This window comes from Pseudomonas morbosilactucae, from assembly GCF_023241715.1.
Taxonomy (GTDB): domain Bacteria; phylum Pseudomonadota; class Gammaproteobacteria; order Pseudomonadales; family Pseudomonadaceae; genus Aquipseudomonas; species Aquipseudomonas morbosilactucae.
In genome coordinates, this window is record NZ_JALQCW010000026.1 from 25,607 (window position 1) to 45,958 (window position 20,352).

Here is a 20,352-nt window from a genome sequence, read left to right on the forward strand (position 1 = left end):
CCGGGAGCTTGGGCATCTCATGATCTGGCCTCCTGAGCACTTCCGAAGAAGTGGGCGGGTGGAGGCTGCACTGGCTGACGAGACCAGCGCCGCGAGATCCTGAGTCAGGTGAAGGCAGTGAAGCGATGACCGGGGCGTGCCTGACTGTCAGTCAGGTGTAGTCCATTCCGTAGGCTGCGGCACCATCATCTGCATCGCTGTTGCTGGTGACTTCGGTGTTTGTCACGCCGATTGTCACGAGGGGGAATGCCGCAAAGCCTTGTCCGAGGTGGGCTGCAGCAGCGGTAGGAGCGCCCGTCTCTTTCCGGGAGAAAGAGACGGGCGCAGGTTGGCGCACGGGAATGGCCAAGCGGATAGGTTGCTGCAGGGCAGCTATGAAAGGGATGAGTTGCCGCAGTGGGCACACTGGTAAAAGTAGGCATCCATCACATCGCTGTGACCGTGCGAGCCGCCGGACGCTAATCGCACTTGGGGAGAACCACCACGGTGTGGCGTAGCCTCAAAGGTTCTGGCTACCTGGGTTGCTGTCAACGACAGCGCTTTGCCCGATCTTTTCTACGCTTGTGGATAATTTGGGTCAAGGCTCGAATTTTCGGGAGTTCTGCGGCTGTGGATGAAATTATCCACCGGTGGAAATCAGTGGTTTTCCACAGACAGTTGCGTGGGCTTTAGATTTTTTAAGTGAGGTCCATCCAAGCAGGGCGGCTTTGCAGCCCTGTTTGGATGGACCCGCGTGGAGAAGCGGATCACTGAGATTTGAAGACCGAGCGCTTACTCGGTTGCGCCACGTTTTGCTTTTAGGCGAGTGACGTTCGCTCCGGTCTGGTTCGCGAATTCGTGTGGAGTGACATGCTCCTGCCGGTTGGCCTCCAGATACCGGCTCCACCAGTTCATGATCAGCCTGCGCTCCTCAATGAACTCAGCCTTGTGGATGTATGCGGCGCGGACGTTATTGCGTTCCTTGTGGCTCATCTGCCTTTCAATAGCGGTCTCGGACCACAGTCCTGATTCAATCAGTGCGCTACAGGCCATTGAGCGAAAGCCATGACCGCAGATTTCGGTTTTGGTGTCGTAGCCCATCTTTCGAAGCGCGCTGTTTACCGTGTTTTCAGACATGGGCTTCCAGGGCTTGGCATCGCCTGCAAATACCAGGTCGAATTTGCCGGTGAGGGCGTGGATCTGTTCAAGCAGGGCCACGGCTTGCGGCGATAAGGGGACTAAATGGATATCCCCTGCCATCTTCGTACCCCTAGTAGAAAAGGGTACTCCGTCCAGCGCGGGTCGAGTGTCGGGTATCTCCCAGGTGCCGCGCTTGAGGTCGAACTCGCTCCAGCGGGCAAAGCGCAGTTCGCTGGAGCGGACGAACACATGCAGCGAGAGCATGACCGTCAGCCGGGTAAGTGCGCGGCCTCTGTAGGTGTCGATACGCTCCTGCAATTCAGGCAGACGCGATAAGGGTAAAGCAGGGCGGTGAATCACCCTCGGGGCTTTGATCAAACCTTCAAGGTCGGAGGCAGGGTTGGCCGCGATCTGTCGAGCACGTTTCGCCTCGCGCATGATGCTTTGTAGGTAGTTTTGTACCCTTAAAGCGACGTCAATCGTGCCGCGTTTCTGGATCGCTTCCAGAGGTTGCATCAGGTCATGGGTGTCCAGATCGATAATAGAGCGAGCGCCGATCAGCGGGAAGACATGGGTTTTGAGGCGGCTCAGGACGGTCTTGGCATGGCCCGGAGCCCATTTGGCAGACATCGCTTTGTGCCAGTCCAGTGCGGCGCTTTCAAAGGTTCGGCCTTTGATTGCGGCCTGCGTCTTGGCTTGGTGTTTGGTCTCTATGGGGTCGATGCCTTTCGCCAGCATCCGCTTGACCTCCAGGCGCTTGTTGCGAGCATCGGCGAGGCCGACCACGGGATAGCTGCCGAACGAGGTCAGTCCTTCGCGGCCATCAGGTTTTACATACCTGAGACGCCAGCCTTTACGGCCATTGGGTTGGACTAGAAGGTAGAGGCCGTCGCCGTCGAAAAGCTTGTAAGCGCGGTCGGTGGGCTTGGCTGAGCGGCAAGCCGAATCGGAGAGTGGAGCAGTGGTGCGCGACATAAGGGTACTCCCCCTTTATCGAATTACCTTACCCCTAACACTACCCCTAAAACGGATGGAATCCACCAGTTTCTGACGGAAACCGATGGAACCCCAAAACGAAAAAACCCGCCAGAAGGCGGGTTTTTCGGGGGTTCCAGAGATTTTGAAAGCCTTCTCTGGAACCTTGTATGGTGCCGGCACAGGAGTCGAACCCGGGACCTACTGATTACAAGTCAGTTGCTCTACCAACTGAGCTATACCGGCGTGTTAGGGCGACGATTATAGCGATTGGCGGGCGTCTGTAAACCCCTGAAATATGACTATTTTTGCATGGGCCTTTGGCGTGTCGCAGGCACCCTTTGTGAGGACGCCCATGGCGCCGTTGGCGGACGCCTGTGCGGTGGCTTTAGAGGCTGGCTTGCCAGCGATAACGTCCTCAAGGTTTGTGCCGGATTTGAGGGGCGTTTCGCTGGCAAGCCGGTTTCTACAGGAAGCTTTAATCGGCGGTCATGCCTCCCAGCCTGCGCCTTTGACTGCGTTTTGCACCAGGGGGTGCAGGTCTGCGCCTTGCTGCTCGGTTTGCCAGGCCAGGAGTTCTTTGCGCATGCCTGGGGTCCAGAACATTTGCAGGTGGTTGCGTACGCTGAGCATGGCCTGGTCCTGGTCGGGTTCGTTGGCGAAGTAGGAGGCGATCTGGTTGGCCATTTTGATCAGGTTGGCGGTGCTCATCGGCGTACCTCGGCTTTGGCGCTGCGGGCCTGGCGCCGCTGGTCGAGCAGGCGCTGTTGTTCTTCGCTGAAGGCCTGGAAGCGTTTCTGCCATTCGGAAGGGTGGTAGACGCGGCTGACTTCCACGGCCGTGACTTTGTATTCCGGGCAGTTGGTGGCCCAGTCGGAGTTGTCGGTGGTGATCACGTTGGCCCCCGATTCGGGGAAGTGGAAGGTGGTGTAGACCACGCCCGGAGCTACACGCTCGGTGACCCGTGCGCGCAGGACGGTTTGCCCGGCGCGGCTGCCGATGCCGACCCAGTCGCCTTCGTTGATGCCACGGCTTTCGGCGTCGCTGGGGTGGATTTCCAGGCGGTCTTCGTCGTGCCAGGCGACGTTGTCGGTGCGTCGGGTCTGGGCGCCGACGTTGTACTGGCTGAGGATGCGCCCGGTGGTCAGCAGCAGCGGGTAGCGCCCGTTGATTTTCTCTTCGGTGGGCACGTAGCCGGTGAGCATGAAGCGGCCTTTGCCGCGCACAAAGGTGTCGATGTGCATGGTTGGCGTGCCGTCCGGCGCCGCTTCGTTGCACGGCCATTGCAGGCTGCCGTGGCGCTCCAGGCTGGCGTAGCTGACGCCGGTGAAGGTCGGGGTCAGGCGGGCGATTTCATCCATGATCTCCGAGGGGTGGTTGTAGTGCATCGGGTAGCCCAGCGCCGCGGCCAGGGCCAGGGTGCCTTCCCAGTCGGCCTTGCCGCCCAGGGGTTCCATGACCTTGCGTACCCGGGAGATGCGCCGCTCGGCGTTGGTAAAGGTGCCGTCCTTTTCCAGGAACGAGGCGCCCGGCAGGAACACGTGGGCGAACTTGGCGGTTTCGTTGAGGAAGATGTCCTGCACCACCACGCATTCCATGGCCGACAGCGCGGCCGTCACGTGCTGGGTGTTGGGGTCGCTCTGGGCGATGTCCTCGCCCTGGCAGTACAGGCCTTTGAAGCTGCCGCCCAGGGCCGCTTCGAACATGTTGGGAATGCGCAGACCGGGTTCGGGTTGCAGGCTGACGTTCCACGCCTGTTCGAACTGGTTGCGCACTGCCTGGTTGGAGATGTGCCGGTAGCCGGGCAGTTCATGGGGGAAGGAGCCCATGTCGCACGAGCCCTGGACGTTGTTCTGCCCGCGCAGCGGGTTCACCCCGACGCCTTCACGGCCGATGTTGCCGGTGGCCATGGCCAGGTTGGCGATGCCCATCACGGCGGTGCTGCCCTGGCTGTGCTCGGTGATGCCCAGGCCGTAGTAGATGGCGGCGTTACCACCGCTGGCATACAGCCGGGCGGCGGCGCGGATGTCGGCGGCGGGCACGCCGCAGATCAGGCCGAGGACTTCAGGCGAGTGCTCGGCACGGCTGACGAACTCACTCCAGCGGGTGAAATCTGCACCTTCGCAACGGGCGTCGATAAAGTCCTGTTTCAGCAGGCCTTCAGTGACGATCACATGGGCCAGGGCGTTGAGCATGGCGACGTTGGTGCCCGGGCGCAGGGCCAGGTGCAGTTCGGCGCGGGCATGCACCGAGTCCACCAGGTCGATGCGCCGGGGGTCGATGACGATCAGCCGTGCGCCCTGGCGCAGGCGACGTTTGAGTTGGGAGGCGAACACCGGGTGGGCGTCGCTGGGGTTGGCGCCCATCACCAGGATCACATCGGCCTGCATCACCGAGTCGAAGCTCTGGGTGCCGGCGGATTCCCCCAGGGTTTGTTTCAGGCCGTAGCCGGTGGGCGAGTGGCAAACTCGGGCACAGGTGTCGACGTTGTTGTTGCCGAAGGCGGCGCGCACCAGCTTCTGCACCAGATAGGTTTCTTCGTTGGTGCAGCGGCTGGAGGTGATGCCGCCGATGGAATCGCGCCCGTATTTGAACTGGATGCGCCGCATCTCGCTGGCGGCGTAGCTCACGGCTTCATCCCAACTGACCTCCTGCCACGGGTCGCTGATGTGCTTGCGGATCATCGGTTTGGTGATGCGGTCCGGGTGGGTCGCATAGCCCCAGGCAAAGCGCCCTTTGACGCAGGAGTGGCCATGGTTAGCCTGGCCGTTTTTGTCCGGGACCATGCGCACCAGTTGCTCGCCCTTCATCTCGGCGCGGAACGAGCAGCCCACGCCGCAATAGGCGCAGGTGGTGATCACGCTGCGCTCGGGCTGGCCCAGCTCCACCACGCTTTTTTCCATCAGGGTGGCGGTGGGGCAGGCCTGCACGCAGGCGCCGCAGGACACGCATTCGGAGTCGAGGAAGTTGTCGCCGCCGGCCGCCGCCACCCGGGACTCGAAGCCCCGGCCGGTGATGGTCAGGGCGAAGGTGCCCTGGGTTTCTTCGCAGGCACGCACGCAGCGGTTGCAGACGATGCACTTGCTGGGGTCGTAGTCGAAGTAAGGGTTGGAGGTGTCTTTCTGCTCTTGCAGGTGGTTGGCACCGTCATAGCCGTAGCGCACTTCCCGCAGGCCGACCTGGCCGGCCACGGTTTGCAGTTCGCAGTTGCCGTTGGCCGAACAGGTCAGGCAGTCCAGCGGGTGGTCGGAGATGTACAACTCCATCACGTTGCGGCGCAGGGTCGCCAGCTTCGGCGTCTGGGTGTGCACGTTCATGCCCTGGCTGACCGGGGTGGTGCAGGAGGCCGGGTAGCCCCGCATGCCGTCGATTTCCACCAGGCACATGCGGCACGAGCCGAACGCTTCCAGGCTGTCGGTGGCGCAGAGTTTGGGAATCGTCGTGCCCATCAAGGCCGCGGCGCGCATCACCGAGGTGCCTTCGGGCACGCTGATGCTGCGGCCGTCGATGTTCAGGGTGATCTGCACCTGGCTGTCGCGGGCGGGCGTGCCCAGGTCGATGTCTGTCGCAGGGTCGAAAAGAGTGATCATTGGTCGGCCTCCGAGGGCTGCAGACCGAAGTCAGCGGGGAAGTGCTTCAACGCGCTGGCCACCGGGTAGGAGGTCATCCCGCCCAGGGCGCACAGCGAACCGTATTGCAGGGTGTCGCACAGGTCTTTGAGGATCAGCGCCTGCTCGTCGCGCTGCCCCTGATCGGGGGCGGCCAGCAGGCGGTCGATGACCTCCACGCCGCGGGTCGAGCCGATGCGGCACGGTGTGCATTTACCGCAGGATTCCTCGGCGCAGAACTGCAGGGCGAAGCGCGCCATATGGGCCATGTCCAGGCTGTCGTCGGCCACCACCACGCCGCCGTGGCCTAGCATCGCGCCCATGGCGGCGAAGGCTTCGTAGTCCAGGGGCGTATCGAATTGCGAAGGTGGCACCCAGGCGCCGAGTGGGCCGCCCACTTGCGCGGCTTTCAGGGGGCGACCGCTGGCGGTGCCGCCGCCGTAGTCATCCACCAGTTCCCGCAGGGTCAGGCCGAAGGCCCGTTCCACCAGGCCGCCGTGGCGAATATTGCCCGCCAATTGGAAGGGCATGGTGCCCAGTGAACGGCCCATGCCGTAGTCGCGATAAAAGGCTGCGCCCTTGGCCAGGATCAGCGGCACCGAGGCCAGGGTCAGCACGTTGTGCACCAAGGTCGGCTCGCCGAACAGGCCTTGCAGCGCGGGGATCGGTGGCTTGGCGCGGACAATCCCGCGCTTGCCTTCGAGGGAGTCCAGCAGCGCGGTTTCTTCGCCGCAGATGTAGGCCCCGGCGCCGACTCGCACTTCCATGTCGAACGCCAGGCCGCTGCCGCACACATTGTTCCCGAGGTAGCCGGCGGTGCGGGCGATCTCCAGTGCTGCGTTGAGTGTTGCCACTGCCTGGGGGTATTCCGAGCGCACGTAGATATAGCCGTAGCTGGCACCCACGGTGACCCCGGCAATGGCCATGCCTTCAATTAGCAGGAACGGGTCGCCCTCCATCAGCATGCGGTCGGCGAAGGTCCCGGAGTCGCCTTCGTCGGCGTTGCACACCACGTACTTTTGCGCCGCTGTGGTGCCGCGCACCGTGCGCCACTTGATCCCCGCAGGGAAGGCCGCGCCGCCCCGGCCACGCAGGCCGGAATCGAAGACCGCGGTGGCCGTCGCTTCGCCGCCCAGGGTGATGGCGTTGGCCAGCCCTTCGAAGCCGCCGTAGGTGCAGTAGTCCTCAAGGGACAGGGGGCGGGTAATGCCAGCGCGGGCGAACAGCAAGCGTTGTTGGCTGTGCAGGTAGGGCAACTGTTCCACCCGCCCGAGAGCCAGCGGATGGGCCGCGGCGTCGCCGAGCAGCGCATCGAGCAGGCCCGGCACATCGGCGGCGCTCAGGGGGCCGAAGCCGACCCGGCCTTCCGGGGTGTCCAGTTCCAGCAGCGGCTCCAGCCAATACAGGCCCCGGGAACTGCTGCGGCGCAGGTCCAGTGGCAGGTTGCGTTGTTGGGCCTGGGCGATCAGGGCCGCCGCCACCTCATCGGCGCCGACGGCGCGAGCCAGGGAATCACAGGGCAGATGAAGGCTGAGCATCAGGTGTCCTCCTGGCAGCGATCGAGCAGGGCATCCAGGCGCTCGGCGCTGAGCCGCGCGTGCACTTGGCCATCCAGTTCCAGGGCTGGCGAACAGGCGCAGGCGCCCAGGCAATACACCGGCCGCAGGCTGATGCTGCCGTCGGCGCTGCTGCCGTGGTCGTCCAGTTGCAGGCGTTCGCGCAACTGCGCCGCCAACTGCTCGGCACCCCGGCTCTGGCAGGACTCGGCCCGGCACAAGCGCAGGATGTGGCGCGCCGGCGGGGCGGTGCGGAAGTCATGGTAGAAACTGATCACCCCACGCACTTCGGCCTGACTCTGGTTCAGGGCGTGGGCAATCTCGGTAACGGCGGCATCGGGGATGTAACCCAGGCTCGCCTGGATCTCATGCAGGATCGGTAACAGCGCCCCCGGAGAGCCTTGGTGGCGCTCCAGCAGGCTGTTGAGCATCGGCAGTTGCAGCGTGTCATCAGGCATACAGCAATCCTCACGGTCACGGACACACCAATAAGGCTGTCGGTTGTCCGAAAGTGTCGGCTGCGGCATTCACACCACGTCACGGTTTTCGCGGCATGTTCAGGCCGGTGGCCAGGCACCCTGAGCGGGCATCTTGTTGGACCCGGTGCGGTCTTTGCCGCACCTATTCAGGGCATAACAGGCAGCTTGCCACGCTGCCCTCGAAGGGCCGGTACGAAAGCGACGTGTTCGGTTCCGTCCACGACCCCCTTGAAGTCTAGAAGAGGGGAGCGCGCAGTGCCGGTCGATCGGATGGAGCGTTGTTACGGCCCGAATCAGGCCCTTTGCGGGGCCGCTGGTTGCGTCTACAAGGGGCCCTTATGCCCGTTGCCTGCAGTGTTTATGCACAACGGGCGGGTATTTCCGGCGTTTTACCGGCCAATCTGTGAAGCCCTTCACAGCAGCCTGCAACTGGCTGTTTTTTCGAAGATTTATTTTATGAACAAAAAATGACCAATTGCGAATGCCTCCTGAAAGCGTTGTTTTTCGAGGCTTCGCCAATTATTCATCAACAGACTTATCCACAGCTTGCGACGCACTGTCGCAGTGCGTTATCGGCGTTCGGCGAGCAGCAGCAGATTGCGCGGGGTCAGGGGCGCCGGGCAGAACGAGCCGAGGCGCACGGCATACCCCTGTTCCTCCAGAAATAGCGCCCGATCGAGCACCAGCCACAGCTCCAGGGGCCGCCGGAACAGTCCGCGCAGCAGTTCCAGGTTGCGCACTTGGGCCAGGCGTTGCCAGCCGGCGGCTTCCAGGGCTGGCCAGTCCTGCGTGGCGGTTGTGGATAACCCTTTGAGCGCCGCCAGGTCGCGGCAGTAGTCGGCGAAGGGCTTGTCCAGCCAGGCGCTGGGCAGCGAAGGCGTGGGCAAATAGGTGTCGACGCCGCGCAGTTGGCGTTGCAGCAGGTCGAAGCCCAGGCGCCGGGCCATGGAGGTGTCGCGCTGGCGGCGGACCCGGGCCCCGGCGGTCACGGTTTCGCTCAGGGGCAGCCCCAGGTCTTCCAGGGACAGTTGCAAGCGGGAGGCCTGGGCGGCTGTGGATAAGCCCTGATAGCGCTCAGCCGCGATGCGGTTGTAGCAGCAGGGGGCGATTGCCAGGTGCCGGCAGCCGGCGGCGCTGGCCAGGTGCATCAGGCGCACGTGCAGGTCGCCGCAGGCATGCAGGGCCACCGGGGTGTGCTGGGCGCCCAGGCGCGCGGCGGCGTCGGCGGCCATGACGTCCTGCTGCACATGCTGGGCCGGCAGTTGCAGGTGCTGGCTCAGTTGCTGGCCGCTGGCGACCAGGGCTGGGTCGTATTCCAGGCAGGTCAGTTGCTGCTCGCCTTGCAGCAGGCGCCGGCCCAGGTGGCCTTTGCCGGCGCACCAGTCCAACCAGTGTTCGGGGCGGTGGGCAAAGTCCAGGCGGCTGGCAAAGGCCTCGATCTGCTGCCATTTGCGTCCGGGCACGTCGACGTTCAAGCGTGGGTGGGCGGCGTGCAGCGGTAGGCTCGGCAGTTCGTCAACCGAGCCCAGGGCCAGCGACTCGGCAGCCAGCGCGGGAAAGGGGCCTGGGGCGTCGAGCTGTTCCGGGTGGTTGTGGGCGCTTTCGGCGTCCGCCAGTGAGCGCTCGCGTAGCCAGCAGGCCAGTTCGGGGTGCTGGGCTTCCCAGGGCAGTTGCAGGTGGGTGAAGGGGCGCGGGCGCCAGAGCCCTTGGTGGGCCAGCAGGAAGTGTTCCAGGGCCTGAAAGCGGGTCAGGAGTTCGGGGCCTTGGAGGATCGCGGGCATGCTTGGCGCTCGGGGTATTGAAAGGGGTGTTCAGGCCCAGCAGTGCCCGGCCGCTCCGCCAGGCCAGGGCCTGGGGAGCGTCAGGGTGTTTAGCGGCCCTGGCAGGCGTCGACCCGCAGCCAGCGCTCCAGCAGCTTGAAGCCGCGCACCAGGATGTATGCCATCAGCAGGTAGAACATCCCCGCGGCGAAGAAGATCTCCACCGGCAGGTAGGTCCGGGCAATGATGGTCCGCGCCATGCCGGTCAGCTCCAGCAGGGTCACGGTGCTGGCCAGGGCGCTGGCCTTGAGCATCAGGATCACTTCGTTGCTGTAGGCCGGCAGGCCGATGCGCGCCGCCCGGGGCAGGATGATGTAGAACAGCGCCTTGGGCTTGGACATGCCCAGGGCCCGCGCCGCTTCGATCTCGCCCGGTGGAATGGCCTGGATCGCGCCCCGCAGGATTTCCGCGATATAGGCCGCGGTGTGCAGGGTCATGGTGGCGGTGGCGCACCAGAACGGGTCCCGCAGGTAGGGCCACAGGGCGCTATCGCGCACCGCATCGAACTGGGCCAGGCCGTAGTAGACCAAAAACAACTGCACCAGCAGGGGCGTGCCACGGAAGAAGAAAATGTAGCCGTACGGAAAGGCCCGCACGTACCACAGGCGCGACGAGCGGGCGATGCCCAGTGGAATGGCCAGCAGCAGCCCGGCGATGACGGCGATGGCCACCAGTTCCAGGGTCAGGGTCGCGCCCTGGGCCAGCTTGGGCAGCCACTTGATGATCACTTCCCAGTTCATTGGGTGCTCCTCGCGAAGCCGCGAGCGGCGCGTTTTTCCAGGTAGTGCATGCCGGTCATGGCCAGCACGGTGAGGCCCAGGTACATGAAGGCCGCCACCATATAGAAGGTGAAGGGCTGTTTGGACACGGTCACGGCGATCTGCGAGTGACGCATGATTTCTTCCAGGCCGATCACCGAAACCAGGGCGGTGTCTTTCATCAGGATCATGAACAGGTTGCCCAGGCCGGGCAGGGCGATGCGCCACATCTGCGGCATGATCAGCTTGGTGAAAATCCGTGTCTTCGACAGGCCCAGGGCCACGCCGGCCTCACGGTGGCCCTTGGGGATCGCCAGGATCGCGCCGCGGAACACTTCAGTGGCGTAGGCGCCGAAGCACAGGCCGAGGGCGATGACGCCGGCGGCGAAGGCGTTGAGTTCCAGATCGGGGTTGCCGAAGAACTCGCCCAGGGCGCGCATCAGGTTGACCGTGCCGAAATAGATCAGCAGCACCCAGAGCAGTTCGGGGATCCCGCGCACCAGGGTCGAATAGGTCCCGCCCAGCCATTGCAGGGGCTTGTACGGGGAAGTCTTGGCCAGGGCGCCGAGCAGGCCGAGCACCAGCCCCAGGCACAGCGCCGAGAGGGCCAGTTTGACGGTCATCAACGCGCCCGCGGCGAGCGCCGGGCCGAATCCGTAGAGGTCGATATTCATGGGGTTTGCCAGGCTTTGCTAAAGGCCGGCGCCCAGGGGGCGGGCGCCGGTCAGGACCGTCAGGATCAGTAGATGCTGAACGGGAAGTACTTGTCGTTGATCTTCTTGTACGTGCCGTCAGCGACGATTTCTTTCAGGGCGGCGTTGAGCTTCTCGCGGATCGGGTCGCCCTTGCGTACAGCGATGCCGATCTTGTCGCTTTCTTCCACTGGGTCGCCCTTGAACTCGTAAGGCTTGCCGGCTTCGCTTTTCAGCCACTCGTAGTTGACGTACTTGTCGGCCAGGATCGCGTCCAGGCGGCCGGACGTCAGGTCCAGGTAGGCGTTTTCCTGGGTGTCGTAGAGCTTGATGGTGATGTCGTCGCCCAGGTTGTCTTCCAGCCAGGTGCCGGCCAGGGTCGCCCGTTGTGCGCCGATGATCTTGCCCTTGAGCGAGGCTTTGTCCGTCTTGAAGCCGGCCTCGGCTTTAGGCGCGATGAACTGCAGCTTGTTCGAGTAGTAGGGCTCGGTGAAGTCCACCGCTTGCTTGCGCTCGTCGGTGATCGACATCGACGAGATCAGGAAGTCGAACTTCTTGGCGTTCAGGGCCGGGATGATGCCGTCCCAGTCGGAGGTGACGATGCTGCACTCGGCTTTCATCTTGGCGCACAGGGCTTCGCCGATGTCTTTGTCGAAGCCGACCACTTGGCCGCTGGCGTCTTTGTTGTTGAACGGTGGGTAGGCCGCTTCGATGCCCATTTTCAGGGTTTCGGCAGCGGCCGTGGCGCTGAAGGCCAGGCTGACGGCAGCGGCCAGGAGGATTTTCTTATAGCTCTGCATGCGTGTAGCTCCGTTAGCGGTTGCTGGACATGAATTGTTTGCAGCGCGCCGAAAGCGGGTTGTCGAAGACCTGCTGTGGCGATCCTTGCTCTTCTACCAGGCCCTGGTGCAGGAACACCACTTCACTGGATACCTGGCGGGCGAAGCTCATTTCATGGGTGACCAGCAGCATGGTACGGCCTTCTTCGGCCAGGGCGCGGATCACGTTGAGGACTTCCTGGACCATTTCCGGGTCCAGGGCCGAGGTCGGCTCGTCGAACAGGATGACTTTAGGCTGCATCGCCAGGGTGCGGGCGATGGCGGCGCGCTGTTGCTGGCCGCCGGACAGTTGGGCTGGGTAGGCGTGGCGCTTGTCGGCGATGCCGACCTTGGCCAGCAGGGCTTCGGCCACCTCGATGGCTTCGGCCTTGCTTTGGCCCAGCACCCGGCGCGGCGCCTCGATGATGTTGTCGAGCACGCTCATATGCGGCCAGAGGTTGAAGTTCTGGAACACGAAACCGATTTCACTGCGCAGGCGGTTGATCTGCTTGCCGTCGGCGGCCACCAGCTCGCCGTTTTTCGCCGGCTTGAGCTTGAGTTCTTCACCGGCCACCAGGATCTGCCCCTGGTGCGGGTTCTCCAGCAGGTTGATGCAGCGCAGAAAGGTGGACTTGCCGGAACCGGAGGAGCCCAGGATCGAGATCACGTCGCCGTCGCGTGCGGTCAGCGAGACACCTTTAAGTACCTCCAGCGAACCGTAGCGTTTATGCAAGTTGCGGATTTCAAGCGCGGGCGTGGCCTCAGCCATGTGCGGTCCTCATAGAGTTCATTGCGCTCCTGCTGTTGGCTGGCCTTCCTGGCGAGGCGCCAACCTAGCATAGGGGTCCAAGCGCAGCCAACAGCGTCACCGGGGGTAAACGGAAGGGGCGTGACAGGTTGTCGCATCGGCGCAGCAGACTGTCGCGCCATCTACAACCCGACGCCCGTTTCATCCGTGTTTGCGGCCGGTGTCGCGTAAAAAAAGGCGCGATGTTGCCAGCTTTGGCCGGGTGTTGGAAGCAGCAACGGGCCAAAGGTCACGGAACCGCCCCTTTATTGTGCGTAGCGCACTTTTCGGGTGTGTTTCGGGTGCGCGGTTTCGTCTAGCAGATGGGTGAACCGGTAACGCTCTGGCGAAATGCCATTAATCTCAATGACTTGCGTAAAACCGTCGGTCGCCTTGCAGCCCGCGGAATCCGGGAGCCTGTAACATTTTGGCGCAAATCTTGCGTAAGAAATAAACAACGCCCTGTTGGATTCTTTTTACGAGAAGGAATGCAGACCGGGTGGAATGAATTTTTATTTCGTTGCAAAGGTGCTTTTCATGAGCGGTACGCAACTCTCCAATGACCTCGAACAGGGGCTCAAACCGCGGCATGTGACCATGCTGTCGATCGCTGGCGTAATCGGTGCCGGGCTGTTCGTCGGCTCCGGCCACGCCATCGCCGAAGCCGGCCCTGCTGTTCTCTTGGCTTACGCCGCTGCCGGCACCCTGGTGGTGCTGGTGATGCGCATGCTGGCGGAAATGGCCGTCGCTTCGCCGGACACCGGGTCGTTCTCTACCTATGCGGACCGCGCCATCGGCCATTGGGCCGGTTTCACCATCGGTTGGTTGTACTGGTGGTTCTGGGTCTTGGTGATTCCGTTGGAAGCCAACGCCGCGGCGACCATCCTGCATGCCTGGTTCCCCGACATTGCGATCTGGGTCTTCACCCTGGTGATCACCTTGCTGCTCACCGCCACCAACCTGTTCAGCGTGAAGAACTACGGCGAGTTCGAGTTCTGGTTCGCCCTGATCAAGGTCGTGGCCATCATCGGCTTCGTGATCCTCGGCTTGCTGGCGATCTGCGGCTTGCTGCCCACCAGCCAGGTCAGCGGCGTGTCCCATCTGTTCGACACCCAGGGCTTCCTGCCCAACGGGATGGGCGCAGTGCTGGCGGCGATGCTGACCACCATGTTCTCGTTCATGGGCACCGAGATCGTCACCATTGCGGCGGCGGAATCGAAGAACCCGGGCCAGCAGATCTCCAAGGCCACCAACTCGGTGATCTGGCGGATCGGCCTGTTCTACCTGGTGTCGATCTTTATCGTTGTGGCCCTGGTGCCGTGGAACGACCCAAGCCTGGCCAACGTCGGTTCCTACCAGACCGTGCTCGATCGCATGGGCATCCCCAACGCCAAGCTGATCGTTGACCTGGTGGTGCTGGTGGCCGTGACCAGTTGCTTGAACTCGGCGCTGTACACCGCTTCGCGCATGCTCTTCTCCCTGGGCAAGCGCGGCGACGCGCCGGCGGCTGCCAAGCGTACCAACCGCAGCGGCACGCCTTACTGGGCGGTGATCCTGTCCACGGCTGCGGCCTTCCTGGCGGTGTTCGCCAACTACGTGGCGCCAGCGGCGGTGTTCGAGTTCCTGCTGGCCAGCTCCGGCGCCATTGCCCTGCTGGTGTACCTGGTGATTGCCGTGTCCCAACTGCGCATGCGTCAGAAACGCGTGGCGGCCGGTGAGAAAATCGCCTTCCGCATGTGGCTGTTCCCGGGCCTGACCTACGCGGTGATCGTATTTATCGTTGCGGTGCTGGGCATCATGCTGTTCCAGGAAGACCACCGGGTGGAGATCCTCGCCACCGGTGTGTTGAGCCTTCTGGTGATTGCGGCCGGCCTGTTTGTGGCACGGCGTCGCAAGCTGGAACGTGCTGGCGCGGCGGTGCTCAACTGATTCCCTGAGCCGTCGCTCCACTGAAAAAGCCGCTGTCGATACCGACCGCGGCTTTTTCGTTTTATCGGCGCTGTCCCCGGCATTCGGTGCTGGGTGCCGGTTCCACCCCTGGCGGCTTATGGCTATAGTCCGGCCCTCAGATTCTCAAGCCGGGGCACGCAGGAGCACGCATGGCATTCACCAAGATCATCTTCAAGCACCCGGAGTCCGGGGCGGTACGGGCAGCGCCGGTGGGCTTTTCCTGGACGGTGCTGTTTTTCGGCTTTCTGCCGCCGTTGTTCCGGGAAGACTGGAAATGGGGCGCGATCCTGTTTGCCCTGGGGATCTTCACCTTCACCTTGAGCAATGTGGTGTTCGGTTTTACCTACAACAGGCTGCACATCGCCGAGTTGGTCGGCGCCGGCTTCAAGGCGCAGTCCGTCGCCAGTGGCAACCTCGACGCCATCAGCACACGGATCGGCGTGGCCATCCCCCCACTGGAAGCCGCTTGAGGCCTGAGTGTTTCGGGCGATGCAAAAAGGGCGCATTCATCACTGAATGCGCCCTTTTTTTATCGCAGGCAGGGCTCAGTCGGCGGCGTCAAGCAGGGCTTGGGAGGCGGTGACATAAGCGGTCTGGAACGCCGGCGATTCGATCCACGCCAGGGCGCTGGCTTCGTCCGCTTCGGTGGACCATTGGCGGTACTCGATCAGCGCCGCGAGAATGAAGTCGGTGGCGCCTTCCTCGCCTTCCTGCTCCAGCACCAGGGCCAGCAACGGGTCTTCCAGGAACGCCGTGCACAGTGCTTGCAGGCTGGTCTGCTCGGCATCGCGCATGGTTTTGAACAGCTCGGTCAGATCCACCGACTCGAAGTCGATGCGGTCATCGTTCGGGTCCAGCTCCACGGGCGCAACGTTGCGCTGGGTGCGGTTTTGCTTGGCTTTGGTCTTCGCCCGCTGGGCTCTTTTGTGTTGCTTGTTCGCAGATGCCATGGGCGCCTTACCTGTTGCAGAAGGGGGGAGCTGAAACTCAGGTGCAAAAGGATGCCAGTAAAAGGTCGCCCCGGCACCTTTAGATGACCACAGGCGGCACGGGGCGCCCCGGCGTGCCTGCCGCCAGGGTGCCGTGTTGCAGCCAGTGCAGGGCAATCGGCCACAGGCGGTCTTGATAGTGGCTGCGGAAAAACGCGAAGTGCCCGACGTCCTGTTCGCCAATGTCTTCGGGCGCAATGCGCCAATGGGTGCAGCGGCTGCCGGTGAAATACCCCAGCAGGCGCTGGATGGCCGGCACGGTGCCGTAAGGGTCGTCCTCAATGCTGATGGCCAGCAGGTCGGCCTCGACCCAGGCGAAGGGCAGGCCAGCGTGTTGGCGCACCAGCTGGCGACCGCTGGGGCGCTGCTCGTAGCGTGCGCGCGGCGTGGCCCAATCGCGCACCACGCCGGCCGGGGTATCTTCGAGCCAGCCCAGGCGCTTGCCTGGGAAGTAGCCGCACAGTGCGGTGACCAGGGGCATCAACAGGTGCCATTTGCCGAACATCTGCCAGCGTTGCTGGGGGCTGTAATCGCGCCAGTAGGCGAATTGCGCACCGACTGTCACCAGCCGGCGGATCGCTGCGCCCGAGGCGCCGAGGCCCGCCGCGCAGCCGCCAAAACTGTGGCCCACCACGTCGATCGGCTGCCCGGGAAACTCGCGCTGGGCGCGTTGCAAGATGGCCTCGAAATCCAGCACGCCCCAATCCGACCACGACGCGTGCAACCCCTTCAGCGAGGTCGGCCGCGACTCGCCGATGCCGCGATAGTCATACAGCAGCACCTCGAAGCCATGGGCGAATAGGTACTCGGCAAACCGCGAGTAGTGCCGGCAGCGCACCGAGGTGGCCGGGTTGATGATCACTACCGGGCGCTCGCGGTCTGGCTGGCAATGGCGCCAGCTGAAACCGCCCAGCAGGAAGCCGTCAGCCGCCGCCTCGCTGAAGGCCACATCGGCGCCAGGCAGCGTTGTGGCGTTCAGCGTCGGCAAGGGGGTGGGTGGCGTGTGCACGGTCATGATCGGGGCTCCTGTGGCGCAATGGCGCGCCCTGAGCGTGGTCGGGGCTAGGGGTGTTTGGCGGCCGTGCCCATTAATACCCGGCTTACCCAGAACGCTGCAACGGCGAGGGCGGCGAGCACCAGGGCAATCAGGCCGTGCATGACGATTTCGAACCAGAAGCGCCCGGGCTCTGTGGCCAGGGTATAAATCCGTCGTGGGCCGACCCGGTTGCCCGTGACGATCTGACCTTGCACCACGCTGTCCACCAGCAGGAAACCCAGGCCGCCCACCAGCAGCAACAGGAACACCCCGATCAACACAAACACCCAGGCGCCGCGTCGCGGGTTGTCGGGGGCGGGGTGGGGCAAGGGGACGCGAACTTTTTTCTGGCTCATGGGCAACATTCCTTTGTGGCAGTCTGCGGCGGCCCCCTGCGATGGGGCGCGGCGGGTAACTTTACTCGCCCCCGGCCGATCACGATAATCGGCGCCTCTGCCACCTTGGACTACCGCACATGGAATTGCTGGAAAGGGATCTTGCCGATTGGGAGCCATTGGCGCTTGAGTGGCATCAGGGTTATGGGTTTGTGCAGGGCGAGTTGCTGGGCGATGCCCAGGCTCGCGACACCTACATCCTGCTCAACCCGGAGGGCAAGGCGCCCCAGGTCGTGGCCGAAGAGGCTGCGGCCGGGGGCTTTTGGCCGACACCGCTGATCCCCGGAGAGCCGGTCTGGCGCCATCGCCGCAACCGCCACTTGCTGGCTGATGCGCGCTGCGTCTTTTACTGCCAGCCGCATTACGACGGACGCTACGGCTTCCAGGCGTTGCTTGCCTTGCCGTTCCAGTTCCGCGAGCCCTTGCATAGCCTGCTCCATGGGTACTGGCGCGATCGCCTGACCCTCTATTTCTTTACCGATTACGAAGTGCGCGCGATGCAGGACGTGCAGCATGAGGCGTTTGCCTTGCTCGAGCAGGACCTGACTGAAGGGGTCGTGCCTGCACCGCTGTACACCGACGGGGTGGGGCTCTTTCTCTATGGTCGTCGCGTGGCCAACGCGGGCGATCAGGTGCGGGCGACCAACTGCCGGGCTTACCAAGTGGTCAATGGCCAGGTCTGCCGAGGCTTCAAGCCTCTGCACCAGAAGGACGGCAGCCCGTTGCCCATCGCCAACCCGGAGGGCTTTCATCAGGTCGCGGGCCGCTGGTTCAGCGATGGTCAGTCGATCATCGTCCAGGCACAGCAAGGTTCGAGCGTGAGCTACGAATACTTCTACCGCATCGATGACGTCGACCTCGCCAGCTTCACCGTGCTCAACGAACGCTATGCCAAGGATGCCCGACGCGCCTATTACATCACCGGCAGAACCCTCCGCAATGTCGGCGAGTTCCGTCTGGTGAAGGAGCAGTACCCGCAGTTCGACGCCGGCGGGCGTGTGGTGGCGAGCACGGAGAGCGACGATCGCTATTTTGCCGTGGACGAGCAATACGTCTACGCCGCCGGCACCCGATTGCGCGGCGCTCACGGCCCGAGTTTTCGCTCCCTGGGCTTCAACCATTACTGCGATCAGCAGCGCGCTTATCTGGGCAAGCAACTGCTGGAGCTGGAGGTGGACAGCCTGGTGGTGGCCAAGCTGTATCGGGGCGAGGGCGAATACGCACCGGTGCTGGTGGGCGACCGGCATGGCCCCCTGAACGCTGGTGGGGTGCTTAATAACGCGATGTTCGAGCAGTGGGCGCCGTACTTTGCCGCGCACCCTGAGCGAGAGGATTACTGGTGGCACCGCATGCAGGCGCAACGTGAGCAGCCTGAAGCAGAGGAAGACCCGGCCAGCCTGCGGGATATCGGTCAGGGCTTCAGCCTGGGGCGCAGTGTGTACTTCCAGGGGAATAAGATCGAAGGCCTGGACGCGGCCAGCTTCAGGTTGCTCAACGAAAGCCTGTGCGGCGATGCCAATGGCTTGTACCGCATTGATTACTATTCGAGGGCCAACATGGCCGCCGAGCGTTTTTCGGCCCAGCCTGTAGAGCATTTCCGGTTCCTGGATGAGGTGTACATCACCGATGGCAAGGCCGTGTTCAAGCACTGGATTCACTACCACCTGCCAGAACTGCTGCGCAAAGCCGATCTCGCCACTTTCGAAACCTTCGGCCATGGCTGGGCCAGGGATGCGTCGGCGGTGTACTGCTACGGCGAAATAAAAAAACACCTCAACCCGGCGACCACGCGCTTTTTGGGCAGTTATGCCTTCAGCCCCGAACTGATGTCGTGGGCTGGCAAACCGCTGGATGTGGAATTCACCATGGACGAAGTGTCGGTGCCGCACCCGGAGTTTCTGCAGCTGGGGACCCGCAAACTGTTCTGCGGCCGCCGCCCGCAGAGCGCCAAGCGTATCGACCTGCCGACCCTGGAGTTTCTCGACGCCAAATTCGCTCGGGACAAGCGAACGTTCTATCGCTACGAGCGCGACGTGGGGCTGACCGAAACCAGCGAAGACGAGTACCGACAAGCCTTGGCCAAGGCCGGCGAAACTTTGAAGAAATAGTCATTCACTAAGGACTGCACACATGGACGCGACAAAAACGCTGCAACCCCAGGAATGCCAGGGCATGGACGATATCCGCCGGGAAATCGACCGCCTGGATCAGAGCGTCATTCAACTGCTGGGCCAACGGTTCCAATACGTGCTGGCCGCCTCGAAGTTCAAGACCTCGGCCACCTCGGTGCGCGCCCCGGAGCGCTTCAAGGCCATGCTCGCCACCCGTCGCGAATGGGCGGCGGCCGAAGGCCTGAGCCCGGATGCGATCGAGAAAATGTACAGCGACCTGGTGCAGCATTTTATCGCTGAAGAGATGAAGCACTGGCAGGCCGAGCAGCCCACGGCCAGCGCCTGATGTCGGGTGCGGTGAGTGAGCCGCCGGTGCCCGACGAACAGGCGTCGTCACCGGCTCCGGAGATCACGATCAAGCTGTTTCCCGAGGATGTGGTCCTGTTGGACGAGCGCGGGCATCCGTTCCTCCTTCCTGTGCCCCGCTCCTGGGCGGCTCGCCTGTTCCCGGCACTCTGGCTGCTGCTGGCCCTGGGCTTTGTCGCCGCGCTGTTCACCGGCAGCACGCTGACCTTGCCCTTGGGCTTGTCGACCCTGTGCTACCCCGTGGTCTTCTTGCTGCTGCACCACTGGCTGAGCCCAGCCGAGCAGCGCCTGGCCTGGTTCGATGCCCAGGGCCTGCACCTGCTGTGCGGCACTGAACAGGCGCCCTGCGCGAGCTACCAGCACTTCATCGCGTTCGAGGACATGGTCCAGATCAAGACCTTCAACGAGTACCGCAACATGGGGCGCTCGGGGATATTCCATTTCCGCAGCTACCAGATCCAGCTGAGGGTGCCGCTGTTCGAGCGATACAGCCTGCGCATCAACACCCATCGCAGTGAATACTCGGTGCTGCGGATGATCAAGCGCGTGGCGCAACTGCCTGCGGCGCAACACATCGAGATCGTGCCCATGGTGCGTTACGGCAAATTTCCGCCCACCCGGATCGAAGCCCGCCGGGAACGTGCGCGGCGCTTGGAGGGGGAGGTGTGAGCGGGGCGCGATTGAGCCTGGGGCGCGGGTTGGCCCTGTAACGTTCAGTCATCAGGCGAGGGCTTGCGCTCACCTGACCCGCTCTTTACTCTGCGCCGGTCGCTGCCAAATCAGCGACCGGGCGTAGGAACCCGATCATAAGATGCGTACAGGCACCCAGCCTTTTGGGTGTCTTCTGCTGCCTATGCGTTATGGCGGCTGTACGCGGGCACGCTTCGGCGTGG

Annotated in this window: 18 protein-coding genes and 1 tRNA gene; 5 read left to right on the forward strand and 14 right to left on the reverse strand. The window is 63.4% G+C overall.

The features are described from left to right. Positions 1-771: 771 nt before the first annotated feature. The 11 genes from M1B34_RS12290 to M1B34_RS12340 form a co-directional block, all read right to left on the reverse strand. Positions 772-2,094, reverse strand: coding sequence for a tyrosine-type recombinase/integrase (locus M1B34_RS12290; RefSeq protein WP_085654464.1), 1,323 nt, complete (start codon positions 2,092-2,094; stop codon positions 772-774). A 171-nt stretch (positions 2,095-2,265) separates the two neighbouring features. Then, positions 2,266-2,340 (reverse strand) — tRNA-Thr (locus tag M1B34_RS12295). A gap of 243 nt (positions 2,341-2,583) precedes the next feature. Further along, positions 2,584-2,805: a formate dehydrogenase subunit delta gene (locus M1B34_RS12300; protein WP_123329156.1), complete on the reverse strand. Its 222-nt coding sequence runs from the start codon at positions 2,803-2,805 to the stop codon at positions 2,584-2,586. After that, on the reverse strand, positions 2,802-5,684 hold the full coding sequence (gene fdhF, locus M1B34_RS12305) for a formate dehydrogenase subunit alpha (RefSeq protein ID WP_268265284.1): 2,883 nt from the start codon (positions 5,682-5,684) through the stop codon (positions 2,802-2,804). The genes M1B34_RS12300 and fdhF overlap by 4 nt, the downstream gene beginning before the upstream one ends. Next, positions 5,681-7,240, reverse strand: coding sequence for a formate dehydrogenase beta subunit (locus tag M1B34_RS12310; protein WP_268265285.1), 1,560 nt, complete (start codon positions 7,238-7,240; stop codon positions 5,681-5,683). Before M1B34_RS12310 ends, fdhF begins: the two co-directional genes overlap by 4 nt. Next, positions 7,240-7,716, reverse strand: coding sequence for a formate dehydrogenase subunit gamma (locus M1B34_RS12315; protein ID WP_268265286.1), 477 nt, complete (start codon positions 7,714-7,716; stop codon positions 7,240-7,242). The genes M1B34_RS12310 and M1B34_RS12315 overlap by 1 nt, the downstream gene beginning before the upstream one ends. Before the next feature lie 590 nt (positions 7,717-8,306). Further along, on the reverse strand, positions 8,307-9,518 hold the full coding sequence (locus tag M1B34_RS12320) for a methyltransferase (RefSeq protein ID WP_268265287.1): 1,212 nt from the start codon (positions 9,516-9,518) through the stop codon (positions 8,307-8,309). 89 nt (positions 9,519-9,607) lie between these two features. Further along, positions 9,608-10,297, reverse strand: coding sequence for an ABC transporter permease (locus M1B34_RS12325; protein WP_268265288.1), 690 nt, complete (start codon positions 10,295-10,297; stop codon positions 9,608-9,610). Next, positions 10,294-10,989: an ABC transporter permease gene (locus tag M1B34_RS12330; protein WP_123329168.1), complete on the reverse strand. Its 696-nt coding sequence runs from the start codon at positions 10,987-10,989 to the stop codon at positions 10,294-10,296. Before M1B34_RS12330 ends, M1B34_RS12325 begins: the two co-directional genes overlap by 4 nt. Before the next feature lie 65 nt (positions 10,990-11,054). After that, entirely contained in the window at positions 11,055-11,807 is a 753-nt protein-coding gene (locus M1B34_RS12335; RefSeq protein ID WP_123329171.1) for an ABC transporter substrate-binding protein, read from the reverse strand. 13 nt (positions 11,808-11,820) lie between these two features. Continuing rightward, complete coding sequence (locus M1B34_RS12340; RefSeq protein ID WP_123329173.1) at positions 11,821-12,594, reverse strand: ABC transporter ATP-binding protein; 774 nt, start codon at positions 12,592-12,594, stop codon at positions 11,821-11,823. A gap of 555 nt (positions 12,595-13,149) precedes the next feature. Here M1B34_RS12340 and gabP point away from each other — a divergent pair. Beyond that, the gene (gene gabP, locus M1B34_RS12345; RefSeq protein ID WP_268263575.1) at positions 13,150-14,541 is read left to right on the forward strand and encodes a GABA permease; all 1,392 of its coding nucleotides are present in this window, start codon (positions 13,150-13,152) and stop codon (positions 14,539-14,541) included. 170 nt (positions 14,542-14,711) lie between these two features. Next, positions 14,712-15,032 carry a hypothetical protein gene (locus tag M1B34_RS12350; RefSeq protein ID WP_123329175.1) on the forward strand — a complete coding sequence of 107 codons (321 nt, stop codon included), beginning with the start codon at positions 14,712-14,714 and terminating at the stop codon, positions 15,030-15,032. A 75-nt stretch (positions 15,033-15,107) separates the two neighbouring features. On the opposite strand, the gene M1B34_RS12355 is transcribed toward M1B34_RS12350, so the two are convergent. From M1B34_RS12355 to M1B34_RS12365, 3 genes are all read right to left on the reverse strand, one after another. Continuing rightward, positions 15,108-15,512, reverse strand: coding sequence for a hypothetical protein (locus tag M1B34_RS12355; RefSeq protein ID WP_123329177.1), 405 nt, complete (start codon positions 15,510-15,512; stop codon positions 15,108-15,110). Positions 15,513-15,591: 79 nt separating this feature from the next. Next, entirely contained in the window at positions 15,592-16,566 is a 975-nt protein-coding gene (locus M1B34_RS12360; protein WP_268265289.1) for an alpha/beta hydrolase family protein, read from the reverse strand. Between the two features lie 47 nt (positions 16,567-16,613). Next, on the reverse strand, positions 16,614-16,943 hold the full coding sequence (locus M1B34_RS12365) for a hypothetical protein (protein WP_123329181.1): 330 nt from the start codon (positions 16,941-16,943) through the stop codon (positions 16,614-16,616). A gap of 119 nt (positions 16,944-17,062) precedes the next feature. Between M1B34_RS12365 and M1B34_RS12370 the strand changes: the two genes are divergently transcribed. The 3 genes from M1B34_RS12370 to M1B34_RS12380 are packed head-to-tail and all read left to right on the forward strand — an operon-like array spanning position 17,063 to position 20,128. Continuing rightward, a complete protein-coding gene (locus M1B34_RS12370) occupies positions 17,063-19,090 on the forward strand; it encodes a DKNYY domain-containing protein (protein WP_268265290.1) in 2,028 nt (675 codons plus the stop codon). Positions 19,091-19,112: 22 nt separating this feature from the next. After that, complete coding sequence (locus tag M1B34_RS12375) at positions 19,113-19,439, forward strand: isochorismate lyase (RefSeq protein WP_268265291.1); 327 nt, start codon at positions 19,113-19,115, stop codon at positions 19,437-19,439. 26 nt (positions 19,440-19,465) lie between these two features. After that, positions 19,466-20,128: a hypothetical protein gene (locus M1B34_RS12380; protein WP_268265292.1), complete on the forward strand. Its 663-nt coding sequence runs from the start codon at positions 19,466-19,468 to the stop codon at positions 20,126-20,128. The last annotated feature ends 224 nt before the right edge of the window (positions 20,129-20,352 follow it).

Excerpts from the sequence above, each read along its gene's own strand:
- M1B34_RS12315 (WP_268265286.1), bottom strand. The coding sequence starts at position 7,716 with ATGCCTGATGACACGCTGCAACTGCCGATGCTCAACAGCCTGCTGGAG.
- gabP (WP_268263575.1), top strand. The coding sequence starts at position 13,150 with ATGAGCGGTACGCAACTCTCCAATGACCTCGAACAGGGGCTCAAACCG.
- M1B34_RS12290 (WP_085654464.1), bottom strand. The coding sequence starts at position 2,094 with ATGTCGCGCACCACTGCTCCACTCTCCGATTCGGCTTGCCGCTCAGCC.
- M1B34_RS12350 (WP_123329175.1), top strand. The coding sequence starts at position 14,712 with ATGGCATTCACCAAGATCATCTTCAAGCACCCGGAGTCCGGGGCGGTA.
- M1B34_RS12375 (WP_268265291.1), top strand. The coding sequence starts at position 19,113 with ATGGACGCGACAAAAACGCTGCAACCCCAGGAATGCCAGGGCATGGAC.
- M1B34_RS12300 (WP_123329156.1), bottom strand. The coding sequence starts at position 2,805 with ATGAGCACCGCCAACCTGATCAAAATGGCCAACCAGATCGCCTCCTAC.
- M1B34_RS12365 (WP_123329181.1), bottom strand. The coding sequence starts at position 16,943 with ATGAGCCAGAAAAAAGTTCGCGTCCCCTTGCCCCACCCCGCCCCCGAC.
- M1B34_RS12335 (WP_123329171.1), bottom strand. The coding sequence starts at position 11,807 with ATGCAGAGCTATAAGAAAATCCTCCTGGCCGCTGCCGTCAGCCTGGCC.
- M1B34_RS12340 (WP_123329173.1), bottom strand. The coding sequence starts at position 12,594 with ATGGCTGAGGCCACGCCCGCGCTTGAAATCCGCAACTTGCATAAACGC.
- M1B34_RS12320 (WP_268265287.1), bottom strand. The coding sequence starts at position 9,518 with ATGCCCGCGATCCTCCAAGGCCCCGAACTCCTGACCCGCTTTCAGGCC.
- M1B34_RS12360 (WP_268265289.1), bottom strand. The coding sequence starts at position 16,566 with ATGACCGTGCACACGCCACCCACCCCCTTGCCGACGCTGAACGCCACA.
- fdhF (WP_268265284.1), bottom strand. The coding sequence starts at position 5,684 with ATGATCACTCTTTTCGACCCTGCGACAGACATCGACCTGGGCACGCCC.
- M1B34_RS12355 (WP_123329177.1), bottom strand. The coding sequence starts at position 15,512 with ATGGCATCTGCGAACAAGCAACACAAAAGAGCCCAGCGGGCGAAGACC.
- M1B34_RS12325 (WP_268265288.1), bottom strand. The coding sequence starts at position 10,297 with ATGAACTGGGAAGTGATCATCAAGTGGCTGCCCAAGCTGGCCCAGGGC.
- M1B34_RS12310 (WP_268265285.1), bottom strand. The coding sequence starts at position 7,240 with ATGCTCAGCCTTCATCTGCCCTGTGATTCCCTGGCTCGCGCCGTCGGC.
- M1B34_RS12370 (WP_268265290.1), top strand. The coding sequence starts at position 17,063 with ATGGAATTGCTGGAAAGGGATCTTGCCGATTGGGAGCCATTGGCGCTT.
- M1B34_RS12330 (WP_123329168.1), bottom strand. The coding sequence starts at position 10,989 with ATGAATATCGACCTCTACGGATTCGGCCCGGCGCTCGCCGCGGGCGCG.